Here is a 13,407-nt window from a genome sequence, read left to right as displayed (position 1 = left end):
CAAATCAGTAATTGAGCTTCCCCCAAACAACGGAATGAATTGAACATACCATGTAAACTTCAAACTGTGTGGGGACAGCTCAAACTCGTTTATCCTAGTTGCTGATTTACGCTAGTCTCTTGTCTAATCTCGTAACTAAGCCGCTGGCTCGCTGCGTTTTTATCTTGAGCCCTCGTTTCATCGTTCCCATGTCAGCAAAAAGCATCAGCTGCTTCTTGGCGCGCGTAATGCCAGTATAGATAAGCTCTCTGGTCAATATCGGGCTAAAATCAGGCGGTAAAATCATCAGCGTTAGATCAAACTCACTGCCTTGTGATTTATGAATGGTCATCGCATAGGCTGTTTCGTGCTCTGGTACGCGGCTTGGTAAAATAGCTTTCACGCTACCATCTGGCAGCTCAAAATACACTTTCAAACGCGGTTCTTGCTCGCTCGTATCAAGCATGCATATGCCGATATCACCATTATACAAACCCAGCCCATGATCGTTACGCGCCACCATCACGGGTCGGCCGTGATACCAAATCTCATCTTGAGTCTTAATCAACTTACGTGCGATCAGCGCACGTTCAATACGTTGATTCAAACCACTTACCCCAAAATCCCCTTCACGAATAGCGCAAAGCAAACGGCATTGATTAAAGCAATCCAATACGGCTTTGGCTTTTTGGGCTTGAGTTTCCGCAGTATAAGCACCAGAACTCTCGATGCGCGTGAGATAACGACCATACTCCTTGACTAAGGTTTTCAGCATTAGGTTATAGCTTTCACTGCTGAGTGAGTGGTGCGTAATATCAGCATAATTGCGTTTTAACACCTCATCCACCATAGCCACTTGCCCAGCATTGATCGCTTTTGCGAATTGACCAATGCCTGATCGGACATCAAAGCGGTAGCTTTTTTTCAGCATGCATAAACTGTCTGAAATCGGGGTTACGTTAGGGTGTGAATGAGCAATCAGTGTTTGATAGCCTGTTAACTTAGCTAGGTACTCGCTGTGCGCTCGGCTGTAGCCTAAGGTCAAAAATGAACAAATGTCCCCCAGCACAGCGCCCGCTTCGACTGACGCGAGTTGGTCTTTATCACCCAGTAAAATCAAGCGTGCGTGTTTGGGTAATGCCTCGATTAACTTGACCATCATCGGTAAATCGACCATCGATGCTTCATCAACCACCAATATATCTAAATGCAGCGGGTTACGCTGATGGTGACGAAACTCAACACTGTTAGGTATGACGCCCAATAAACGGTGAAGAGTGCTCGACTCGGTGGGAATCGCCGCTTTCAACGCCGGCTCAACCGCCAGTTCAGCCACCGCTTTACCGATCGATTCCGTCAAACGTGCCGCAGCTTTACCCGTTGGTGCGACCAATTTAATGGTGGGCGTCTCACCTTGCTGTTGGGCTTGGGTAATCAAAGCGGCTAGTAATTTGGTAACCGTGGTGGTTTTACCGGTTCCCGGCCCGCCAGAAATCACGGCAAAGCGGCGTGTCAGTGCCACTGCCGCTGCGACTTTTTGCCAGTTGATGCAAACGCTTTGCGGGATCAGCGTCTCTAATGCTTCAAGTTCTTTCGCCGTACGTGCTTGGCTAATGACTTGCTCAATCTCATTCCAATCAAGTTCATCGGCGTTGACCACATCCAGAAAATCACACACTTGTTGCTGGCATGCTGATGCATTGGCTGTCTCTGGCAATTGACGAAGCGCATGGAGCAGAAAGTGGTATTGACGCGCAAACAGTGTATCTAGCAGCAATTTTAGCTTTTGGACATCAGTAGGCTTTAGGCTCATGGGTGTCCCAAAGCTGATTAAACGCTGTGCTAAGGTAACTTCATAATGCCAATAACGGTGTAGATATAAACGTTGCCCATCAAACATTAAAGGCACCGCTTCCCCTTGTTGTCCGACTAAGTCTGAACGGTTGAGTAGCCAAGGCCAATCAATCGCCAATAGGTGCTGATTGATCGCCAATGCTGCCTCACCAAACAAGCCTAACTTAGCTGCGAGGTCGACACCCTGTGCCGTTGAAGCATCCACTAAAGGTAAGCAGATATGCCCCTTGGCCAATTCAGCACTGACCACCGCGGCAATAAATCCGAGCGCTTGGCTATGTTCAGCGCCAAGTTGCTGCTGGCTTTTTTGTTCGATAAAACGCGCGAATTGGTAATCTAACTGACGCATAGCGCCTTTTTCCGCTAACTGCTTAAGCGTTATCATTAGCGTACTGCTCATAAATCTAACTCCATTTGCCCTGCATCGGTCGCGCGAGTATCTACGGTTTCTCCATCAATCAATCTGTCCATCTCATCAAGCAGTTCAAAGCTCGGTTTGGTTGAGAAAATCCCATGCTCAGACTCGCCATCCATGCCGCGCAAAAAGAGATAATAGACTCCGCCAAAATGGCGATGGTAGTCATAGTTTGCTAGACGGCTGCGTAAGAATCGATGCAGCGCCAATGCATAGAGTTGATATTGTAAATCATAGCGATGCTCTGCCATCGCCGCTTTCAAACGATCGCCATGATAGGCGCTCACATCATCCCCCAAATGATTCGATTTCCAGTCCAGCACGTAATACTTTCCTTGATGCTCAAACAGCAAATCAATAAAGCCCTTCAGCATGCCCTGCACAGTGTAAAAACCAAGATCTCCAGCTTTAGCCGACAGTGGATCATGGCGTTGAATGACACGGTTCAATGCAGGAGCGCTCAGTACTTCTATCGGTAATAGAAATTCCATTTCAACCAAGCGCTGAGTGGCGGTTTTTTGGTTCAAACGCAACGTTTTGCCATCTAAAGGTGTCTGTAACACGGTATCGACCAGCGTTTGTAATACAGGTAACCATTCAATATCGATTTGTTCTCGCACCAGTAAATCCCGTATCACTTTTTGGTTAGCATCGCTGCTAGCAGGCTCAGTAAACTCTACCTCTTCAAAGAGAGAATGCAAAAAAGTACCGGGCGTTGCACCGCGTGGAAAAGTGAAAATGGAACGTTCAGGTTCAACCAGTAAAGCTTCCGCTTGCTCATCAACAGAGTCGATATCAAAGCCTGAGACTTCTAAACTCGCGTCGTGGCTAGCGTGTTTCACACCTTGTTTTACCAACCCAGAATAGCTGGTCATTCGCCAAAAACGGTCAATCTGCGCTTGCAGTGTTTTGGCACTCAATACCGGCGTCTCGACGCTCAACGCTTTAAACGGCTCTGGTTGCTCGGCTGGTGGCTCAGAAACACGAATGTATTGATTAGATTGAGCGTGCAGCGCAGCGTTAAGATCGGCAATGCCTGCGGCTTGACCATTTTGCAGCAGATAGCCAATGGCACTTAAATGCACACCGGTTGGCTCTTTGGTGGAGCGGCCATTACGCAGCGGCGCAATGCCGATAAAACAGCCATACACAGCACGAGTCAGCGCTACATAAATCAAGCGCAGATCTTCCGCAAGCCGCTCTTTATCCGCTTGCTTGAGAGAAGCTTCACTGGCGGTAATATCCAGCACAGTTTCCTCATTCACGGCATCATGATATTTGCCTTCACTTGCCTCGCGATAGCTGACCACAAACGGCAGAAACACTAAGTCGTATTCCAAACCTTTCGATTTGTGAATAGTGACGATCTGCACTAGGTTGCGTTCGGATTCCAAACGTTGAATTTGATCATCACGGCCCCCTAGGCCATGCTCGGCGTCACTGATAGCTTGTGCTAGCCAACGCAGCAAACCGTGATCGCTATCAATCTCTTGTCGCGCTTGCTGTAGTAGCTCACCGATGTGCATAAAATCGGTCAGTGAGCGCTCACCTTGCGGCTCTTCCAACCAACGTTCAGCGACGTGACGTTTGCTCATCACACTGCGCAACATAGGAAGCACGCCGCGCTCAAGCCACAATTGGCGATACTGTTTAAATTCGTTAACCGCGTTTTCCCATACCGATTCGTCGTTGTTTAAATCATCCAAGCTGGCAGCATCTAACGCGAAAAGTGGTGAGGCCAAACAAGCCCGCAAGGCGCGATCATGTTCAGGAGTCAGTACCGCTTGCAATAGACGCTGTACATCTTGTGCTACCTCGCTGCTAAAAACACTATCGCGGTTCGAGAGATAAACACTAGCAATGCCTTGCGTGGCGAGCGCCTCTTTCACCATACGACCTTCATTACCCGTCCGTACTAAGACTGCGATGTCACCGGCTTGCACGCTCTTTTGCCCTTTAGCAGTATCAAAGTACGCTTGTTGATGCTGCGCGGCGCTCAAAATACTCTGAATTTGGCTGGCGCACGCTTTGGCCATGCATTGCAGGTATTCGCCTTTTGGCAACGGGCTGTCTTGCGTTTCTTGCAGCCAATAGGTGAGCGCTGGTTGCACGGTTCCGTTAAGCCACCATTGACGCTGCTGCGCATTTGGGCTGGCTTCAACGGGTAAAAAGGGAATGTCTTGGTCGTAGATAAAAGCACTATCAGGCGTACTAAAAATCTGATTGACGGCATTGACCATATTCGCGCTAGAACGCCAGTTGGTCCCCAAGGTGTAGTGTGCGCCCACCTGTTTACGCGCTTTGATGTAGGTAAAAATGTCTGCACCACGAAACGCGTAAATCGCTTGTTTTGGGTCGCCAATCATAAACAAACCGCATTCAGCCTTAGGCAGATAAATGCGGCTAAAAATACTGTATTGCAGCGGATCGGTATCTTGGAATTCATCGATCATCGCAACGGGGTAAAGGCTGCGAATCCGCTCAGTCAGTATGCCCAGCTCATCATTATCTATCGCGGCAGAAAGCTGAGTGAGCAAATCATCAAACGATAACCACTGCTTTTGTGCTTTCGCTTTGGCAAGCATGGCTCGGCAATGAGTAATAGCGTGCGCCAGCAGCGGCGCTTCTAAGCTGATGGGTTGTTGCAAAAAGAGCTCAATGGTCGTGAACAGCGCATGTTGCGGGGGTTGACCTTTTTTCGACTTAGCCTCCAACGCGCTTTGTGCAAACTCTTGTAATTCGCTCGGTAGGTTCAATTCATGCTGTGGGTTGTTCGCCCACAACGCTAACCCTTCTAGCCGTTTCAGCAACGCTTTCTTGGTTGCTGCATGCAAATCTGAAGCTTCAATGCATGGCGGTAAATCATCGCATGAATCAAGCCACTGCTTTTTTAGCGACTCTATGCGTGACAGACACGATTGATAAAGCGCACTTAAATCGCCACTCATCGCTTCAACAGAGAGCGTTAGCGCCAAGCCAGTTAAATAGCCACTGATTTTTTCAAGCAGCGCCGCTGGTGATGACCATAAACGGCGCACTTCCGCAGCAAGCTGAATCGACAACGGATAGAACTGACGACGCCAATAATCCGCGACCACTTGCGCTTTTAGATGACTTTCATCGGTCACAAATTCGTTATTAAAACGGCTGCCCGATTCAAACGCATTTTGGGTGAGCATACGCTGGCAAAAGCCGTGAATGGTATAGACTGCCGCTTCATCCATCTGCCGTTCCGCTTGCAGTAATATTTGCGCCGCTTGCTTGTGATGACTGGTTTGCTCAAGTAGCGGTTTGATAACAGGGTCATCACTGAAACCGCGCGAAAAAGCGATACGCGCCTCATGAATGCGCCGCCGAATACGGTCGCGAAGCTCAGCAGTGGCAGCTTCAGTAAAGGTAACCACTAGAATTTGATCGACCGTCAGTGGCACTTGATGACGTGACTTTGCATCACCATGTCCAAGTAACAGGCGCAAATACAAACCTGCAATGGTGAAGGTTTTACCTGTGCCCGCCGACGCTTCGATAAGCCTTGCTCCGTGCAGTGGGAACGTAAGGGTATTTAATGGTGTTGTGACCGTAGCCGGGGTCATACTCATAAACAGTTAGCCTTTGAATACGCAAGCGAATGTGATCGCGCTTGAATAATGGTATGAATAATCAAAATAAGTTTATAAATTAAGACGTTGTGAGATCTTTCTCACGGTTCGCCAAACGGGCAGCCTTTACTATCCGCGCCACGTGTTTCGTAAATCTCACGATGATGCGAACCAACCAAATCATGGTCCCTCTGACCTGTGGCCGTACAGAAAACGCCCTACACAATAATGATTGACTGGCGGCCACTCTACTTTCCAAGCAGTTATCCATCGCTAAACATCCTGCGCCACTTGCACCCACAATCGTGGCCCTTGCATCACCAACGTGGCCAATAAACGCACCTGCTCAGCTAAGGCTTCATTCCACTGCGGCCAAATACGCGCGATGTAAACATTGCTTCCTTCACCGTGGCTCATGTAACTTTCATTAAAGCTATCGGCCATTTTCTTGAGCGATTTATCGCGATCATCAACCCATTGACCACGGCTGAAGCCAGCTTCCACACAGGCTAACGCGGTTTTTGGAAAGTAAGCGAGCGGCGCTGTCATACCTTGATAAAACAAACCCGCCAGTTCTGCGAGCAACGCTTTGGCTTGTTCGGTATCGGGCATGGGCGGATAAATAAAATGCTGCACACCTTCTTTACGATCGTAGCCCATCAAATGAGTAGGTTGACTTTCGCCCATCGCCGCTAGTGAGAGGTGATCAATCCACGCGGCTAAATAGTCCTGCGCGCGAATCGAACCACTGCGGTAGCGCACTAAACCGGATTGATAGCGCTTAGTCAGCCACCCCGTCAGTTGTACGTTTTTGCCTTCACCAAACAATTCAAATCGCAGATCGATCTCTTGGTCATCAAGTGGCGAATGGCATAAGAAAGCGATTCTTTGCGCCAATTCTTGTGCTTGCACGCGATTAGTTTCAAATTCCAAGGATCCAAAAGCACCAATCGGTAACTTTCCTTGCGCGCGCTGCTGGTCAATGAATCTCTCAAGGGCATGCGGTGAATTGGGTTGATCAAGCAGCAACTCTAGCAGTTCATCGCGTAACTGGTAGCTCTCCAAGCCGTTTAAGGCAAAGGGTTCATCATCTTCCATTACCGGTAACGGAGGCTCGAACGTCACTTTAAGGCGACGGTTAAAGAAATATTGCACAGGCAAACGCCAAAACCGTTGCAGCTCAACCAGATCTAAACTGACAGGAAAGCTCGCCCCTTGTAAATAATCGCTTAGGGCGAGATTAAACTCACCACTGGCTCGCCCTTGCCGACTGGCGGCAGGTAGCCACTCTTTGGCATAGCTACCAGTTTTACTCAAAAAAGCATTAGGGCTAAAAGGCACCATGGCGTGAGTGGTCGTTAAAGCACAGGCTAAATTTTTGGCCGATTGATCGCTGCCAAGCGCTTCATCCCCGACCAAACAGTAATTTTGTTGGCAATACTCTAAAAGCTCAGAGACCAACACTGAAGGAACGCGTTCGGTATTATCTTGAATTGAGCGTCCGACGTAGCTGATGTACAAGGTTTGCTGCGCCGAGAGCATCGCTTCTAAGAACAAATAGCGGTCATCGTCACGCCGCGAGCGATCGCCAGCGCGGGTGCGACCGTTCATCAAATCAAACCCTTCGGCTGGCATAGTGCGCGGGTAAACGCCATCGTTCATTCCTAGTAAACAAACGGTTTTAAAAGGGATGGAACGCATTGGCATTAAAGTACAGAAATTGACTTGTCCCGCCAGAAAACGCTGGCTGATGCGCGTACCTGACAATTTGTTTTGCAAATATTGAGTAATAATACTTGGCGCAAGTGCTTGCTCATAACCGGCCTCGGCCAGTTGATCTTTTAACTGCGACAAGGTGTCGCGAATCGACTTGAGTGCGAGCTCCCCTTCCAACTCAACCTTGAAAAAAGCGCCAAGCATCTCACCGAGCAAGCGGCGCCACTCGTCGACGCTTTGGGTTTGTGCTAACTGCTCGCGGTAATGGCTCACTTGCTGAATAAAGTGCGCTAATTTACCCGCCAATTCAGCGTTCATGCCTTGCACTTCATTATAAGGCGCGAGCGTCACTTCGCCTTGCGTAAATAAACCCGCTGAGGCAGGCATGGCATAACCAAGTAACATGCGCTCAATCCCGAATTGCCAAGTATTTTGCTCGGTCTGCGGCAACTCAAATTGTTGCGCGGTGCTCGCATTGAGCCCCCAGCGAATGCCTGACTCTTCTACCCACAATTTGGCTTGCGCAAAGTCTTGCTCATTAAGCTCAAATTTTGCCATCATCGCAGGAGTTTCAAGCAGCTCTAATAACTCTGACGCTAGGCAGCGAGAATCGGGTAAATGCACTAATTGCATAAATGCCGCTAAGATCGGGCTCTCTTGATCTGCCGTACGGTCTGAAATGGAGTAAGGAATGAAGCGTTCACCCGGCGCGTTACCAAATACCGCCGCAATGGCTGGGCTGTAAGCATTGATGTCCGCCACCATCACAATAATATCGCGCGGTTTCAGTTCAGGGTCAGCATCAAACATTGCCAACAATTGATCGTGCAACACTTCCACTTCTCGCATCGGGCTATGGCAAGCATGAAGAGTGAGCGATGGATCATCCAAAGCAATCACTTGTTTGTGGTCGCTACTGTCCAGTTGACTATCATCTCGATGCTCTTGCAAATGTAAAATGTCGGCCTGCAACTGATGCAATAAGTTATCGCGTGGCAGATCAATAAAAAATTCGTGCTCTTCATTTTCCGTTTGGGAGAGTAAAAAAAGATTATCGCGCCCAAGTTTCCCCATCGAGGCCAATAACTCATTGCCAACCGCAGCTTCGGTATGCAATTCATCCACGAGGTTAGCTTCAATGTCACCTTTAAGCGGCGAGCGTTGCCCTTCAAACTGAATCTCATCACCTTGTAAGGCGAACGTTTTACGTTGCTGACTGTGCAGTCTGGCGAGCGTTTTTCTATCTCGAAGATCGCCCCAATAATGCTGACAAGGGTTGGTAAACATCAAGTGAACATCAATCTGCTCGCCCAACGCTTTGAGTGCATCCATATAACGAGGCGGCAGTGACGAAATACCGAAAATAAACAAACGTTTGGGCAGTTTGGTTAAATCAACCGAGCCACGCGCAAGCTGATCAATAAAACTTTGATAGAGATTGGCACGATGGTAGTGCGACTGGCCTTGATCTAGCGTGTATTGATATAAGGCTTGCCATAATATCGGCTGCCATGGATGTTCATCACCAATCTCGCTCACATCATCGCCCGCCTCCCACTTGGCAATCCAATCGGGGCGGTAGACTAAATAACCATCAAAAATATCGGCAATTTTCTCGGCCAACTGATAGAGCTTGGAATGGTCATCATCCTGTTCAAGATAACGCTGCAGAGGAGCAAAGGGGTCGAGCGTGAGCAAGGTTGGCAACAGATGCATCAGTTTCCACGTCATCGCTTCTTTGTTAAAAGCGCTGCGCTTAGGCACATCAGGTAGCACTTTAGTGAACATGTCCCAGATAAAGGTCGCCGGTAGAGGAAACTCAAGGTTCGCCGCCACACCGAGCTCTTTCGCTAAGGCCATTTTGAGCCATTGCGACATCCCCGGGCTTTGCACCAAGATCTGCTCTTTCTCAAAGGGGTTGGCTAACGGTGCACTTTTGATCAAATGCACGAGTAGGATCTTTAAGGTATCGACTTTATTGGAATGGTAGACAGTAAACAAAATGCACTCACGCTTTTCTTGTCACAATAAGGACTGAGATTAGCATAAGTGCATTCTATACTTGAGAATTTTATGTTTTGAATTGCCTAAACTGCAGGCTATTTCATTTCACAGTTCAATGCGTGTTCATCTTGCTCTTCTAGCTCATTCATGCTGCTGAGTAGCACGCGATGAGGTTGATAGAAATTTAAGTAACGAACAGCAACATAACCCACCACAATAGTTGCCACAATCAACTCTAACCCAGCTAACCAATGCACTTGCTGTACATACTCAGCACTCACCCCAACGGTTTCCATCCAATGTGTGAGTTTAAATAGCGCCGTTGCACCAATCACCATTGGGAAGGTAAACGCTGCGTAGCCTGGGCTAAAAGGCAAGCGTAATAATTTAAAGAAAGCTAAGTAGATAATCGTTGTCATTAACACGGCAATACCAAATAAAATGCCGATGATCACTGGCGATGGGTTAGCCGTGACAGTTAAGTAACCAGCCAATGAGAGGCTCGCTGGTGCCGCCAAAATAGCCATGGTTGGTTTTGCTGCATCTGGAACTTCATGTGTGAACATGAAACGGTAAATCATCATCGGCAGCATCACCGCATAAGCGACTAAACCGAACATCATGGTTGCATTTGCGATTGGTGCAAGTGCTGGGTTTCCAGAAAATGCCACGTCGGCCACAATAATACCCACAGGTGGAACGAACCAACTTGGCACCATGTGGTGAAGTTCAAAAGACTGCGCGCGATGGTACAAAAAACTGACCAAGAAGATGATGTGTAAACCCACAGCAAATAGCCATAACGCATCACCGGCCATTGGGTAAAAATGGCCTAATGAATTGGAAACCACCATTGTGCCCATCGCAAAAGTAGGCACAACACTGCCCACGACCGGATGAGCGAGATCTTGGCGTAATAAGTGGCCATGAAAGAGAAATTTAAACGCAAGAACCACCAGTAACACGCTGGCAATAACGGCTCCACTTAATTGGCCATAACCTTGTAATGGTGCAAAGTTTTCCCAACTCCAACCCAAGCTTGCGATGCCTAGAGCTAAACCCGCCATAGGGGTTGGCGCACCCATAACTTTCGCTTTTGCTGCTCGAATCATATTGACCTCTCATCAGAACTAACAAAGTAGTTGTTCAATGTCGCTATCATACGCTTGCCTTTTGTTCTGATATATCTAAATATATAGAACACACGTTCAGATTAATTAAACAAATTTATGGCTGCCAATATTTCTCTTAAGCAATTGAAAGTATTCACTTCGATTACGCAACATAAAACCTTGACCCAAGCCGCAGAGGCGCTGTTTTTGTCAAAAGCGGCCGTGAGCATGTCACTGTCTGAACTGGAAAAACAGCTTGGGCATGCGCTGTTCGATAGGGTCAATAACCGTTTAATCCTCAATCAAGAGGGACAAAAACTGTTGCCGCTCGCCGATGAACTGCTAAGCCGTGCGAGCAACATCAACCAACTGTTTGACAGTGAGCAAACCCTCGCAGGCCAATTGCGCATTGGTACCAGTGATACGATTGGCAACCATGTTGCGCCTTATCTACTCAGTCAATTTCGCCAGCAAACCCAACACATCTCGCAAAGTTTGTTTATTTCCAACTCGGCGCTGATTTGCCAAAAGTTGGTCGATTACGAACTGGATCTCGCGTTGATTGAAGGAAAAACACTGCACCCAGAGCTGATTTCAACGCCTTTTTCACACGATGAAATGTGTATTATTTGCGCACCCGAACATCCACTCACAATAATAAATCAGCTCACCCTCAATGATTTCGAACAGAGCCAATGGGTATTGCGCGAAGCGGGTTCTGGCTCGCGAGAGTTTTTCTTACGGGCTATCGCACCACGACTTGAGCAGTGGCATGAAGCCTTTGAATTGAATACCACTGAAGCCTTAATCAACAGTGTTTCGGCAGGGTTAGGCTTGGGCTGTTTATCCACCCTTGCTGCGCATTCAGCACTGCAAGATGGCCGGGTTAAAAGACTCGATGTTCCGCTGGACATGAAACGCCGTTTTTGGCTATTGGTGCATAAAGAAAAATACCAAAGCCCACTGCTCAAACACTTTATTGAATTTTGTTATCAATGGAACAAAGAGTAGCCATCCACCTCTCACTTTTTCCTGCTCACCTAGACTTCATGGTTTAAAAACTGTATAAACAGCCAGTAGAATTAATGACTAAGTTAGAGGATTAACCATGGCTGTAATCGTCAAGTACGTGGTGGAACGCAACGGAGAAGAAAAGATGACTTTTACCTCTAAAGCAGACGCTGACGCTTATGACAAAATGCTCGATATGGCAGATGAGCTTTTCGAACTGTTAGGGAAAAGTGAGTTGCTAGAAGATGAAGCCAAGCAAGAAGCTTTGGCGATGTTCTTAGCGCAAAACAAAGAAGAAGTGCTTTACGCACTTGGCGCAAAGCGCAAGCCTGCACCGGCTAAGCCTAAAAAAGCCAAAGCGGTAAAAGACGAAGCACCAGAAGAAGATGCAGCTTAAGGCGATTAAACGCTTAAGATGATAGAACGTGAAAAGACCGCTGCTTCGTCAGCGGTTTTGTATTTCTGTCTAAAGAAATACATCGCTAAAAAGACAAAAGGTATCGTTTTACGGACTTTCTCCCCTTTTGCCCTTTCCTACCCCTGCCTCACTCTTTATGATGCTTGATAAATCGAGTGCGCCGCAATGATGCTCAACCTACGCTGGCGAGCGCATCAATAGTGACAACATGGAGATATCAAAATGGCTTACTTTGCACTTGCCTTTGGCACGGCAACCAAAAACCGTGATGGAAAAATTATTGAAGCGTTTTTTCCAGCGCCAATTCTCAACCCAAGTGACGCACTAGTGAGCGAGCTTGCTCAAGTCTCTGGTTATGGCGAAGGCAACCAGTATCTCGACATCTCAACCGAGCAAAGCGCCCAACTCGCCGCGATATTTGCTCAACATGATCAGGCTAACAATGCCAATTTTGCCGATAAAGCCGCTAACGCCTCACAACCACTAGTGCTGGTTATTTTAGCTTCCGACCAACAACCTCAATCAGTCGCTGAAGGCTTTTTGAAGCTACAACTGATTTCACACCGTTTAGTGAAACCACACGGTACTGTGCTTGATGGTATTTTTGGCCTGCTGCACAACATCGCATGGACCAATGAAGGTCCTATCGACCTACCTGAACTAGCAGATCGTCAAATTGAAGCTCGCCTTGCAGGCCGTGCTTTAACGGTAGATTGTGTCGATAAATTCCCGAAAATGGTTGATTACATTGTCCCAGCGGGCATCCGTATTGCGGATACCTCGCGCGTTCGCCTTGGCGCGCACGTGGGCGAAGGTACCACTGTGATGCATGAAGGTTTTATCAACTTCAACGCTGGTACAACAGGCGTGAGCATGGTTGAAGGGCGTATTTCTGCTGGTGTGGTTGTTGGTAATGGATCGGACATCGGCGGTGGCGCTTCTATCATGGGTACGCTTTCTGGCGGCGGTAAGGTCGTGGTCTCTATCGGTGAAAACTCACTGCTTGGCGCAAATGCAGGCTTAGGTTTCCCACTCGGCGATCGCTGCACGATAGAATCAGGTTTGTATGTAACTGCTGGCACTAAAGTGCGTATGCTCGATAACCAAGGCCAAGAAGTGGAAATCGTCAAAGCACGTGATTTAGCTGGAGTATCGGATCTACTTTTCCGTCGCAACTCGATCACAGGTCAAATTGAGTGTTTAGCCAATAAATCAGCCGTTGAACTGAACAGCATGCTGCACAGCCATAACTGATCCAGTTTTTCTGATAAAACGGCTTGGCGATGTGCCAAGCCTTTT

Annotated in this window: 7 protein-coding genes; 3 read left to right on the top strand and 4 right to left on the bottom strand. The window is 47.9% G+C overall.

Annotation, left to right across the window (positions count from 1 at the left end; genetic code table 11):
• Positions 1–106: 106 nt before the first annotated feature.
• The 4 genes from recD to DD616_RS07960 all read right to left on the bottom strand — a co-directional run bounded on the left by recD (position 107) and on the right by DD616_RS07960 (position 10,679).
• A complete protein-coding gene (gene recD, locus DD616_RS07975) occupies positions 107–2,233 on the bottom strand; it encodes an exodeoxyribonuclease V subunit alpha (RefSeq protein ID WP_208872154.1) in 2,127 nt (708 codons plus the stop codon).
• Positions 2,230–5,847, bottom strand: a complete 3,618-nt coding sequence (gene recB / locus DD616_RS07970; protein WP_370685853.1) for an exodeoxyribonuclease V subunit beta — start codon at positions 5,845–5,847, stop codon at positions 2,230–2,232. Before recB ends, recD begins: the two co-directional genes overlap by 4 nt.
• Positions 5,848–6,120: 273 nt before the next feature.
• Positions 6,121–9,564, bottom strand: coding sequence for an exodeoxyribonuclease V subunit gamma (gene recC / locus DD616_RS07965; RefSeq protein WP_208872153.1), 3,444 nt, complete (start codon positions 9,562–9,564; stop codon positions 6,121–6,123).
• 98 nt (positions 9,565–9,662) lie between these two features.
• The gene (locus DD616_RS07960; protein ID WP_088732809.1) at positions 9,663–10,679 is read right to left on the bottom strand and encodes a TDT family transporter; all 1,017 of its coding nucleotides are present in this window, start codon (positions 10,677–10,679) and stop codon (positions 9,663–9,665) included.
• 117 nt (positions 10,680–10,796) lie between these two features.
• Between DD616_RS07960 and DD616_RS07955 the strand changes: the two genes are divergently transcribed.
• From DD616_RS07955 to dapD, 3 genes are all read left to right on the top strand, one after another.
• Positions 10,797–11,690 carry a LysR family transcriptional regulator gene (locus tag DD616_RS07955; RefSeq protein ID WP_064625837.1) on the top strand — a complete coding sequence of 298 codons (894 nt, stop codon included), beginning with the start codon at positions 10,797–10,799 and terminating at the stop codon, positions 11,688–11,690.
• Positions 11,691–11,787: 97 nt separating this feature from the next.
• The gene (locus tag DD616_RS07950; protein ID WP_010318120.1) at positions 11,788–12,087 is read left to right on the top strand and encodes a YebG family protein; all 300 of its coding nucleotides are present in this window, start codon (positions 11,788–11,790) and stop codon (positions 12,085–12,087) included.
• Positions 12,088–12,330: 243 nt separating this feature from the next.
• The gene (gene dapD / locus DD616_RS07945; protein WP_081245327.1) at positions 12,331–13,362 is read left to right on the top strand and encodes a 2,3,4,5-tetrahydropyridine-2,6-dicarboxylate N-succinyltransferase; all 1,032 of its coding nucleotides are present in this window, start codon (positions 12,331–12,333) and stop codon (positions 13,360–13,362) included.
• The last annotated feature ends 45 nt before the right edge of the window (positions 13,363–13,407 follow it).

It is taken from the genome of Vibrio anguillarum, assembly GCF_003390515.1.
In the GTDB taxonomy this organism is placed as follows: Bacteria; Pseudomonadota; Gammaproteobacteria; order Enterobacterales; family Vibrionaceae; genus Vibrio; species Vibrio anguillarum.
The sequence above is the reverse complement of the archived record's forward strand: the minus strand, read 5'-3'. Positions and strand labels throughout refer to the sequence as shown.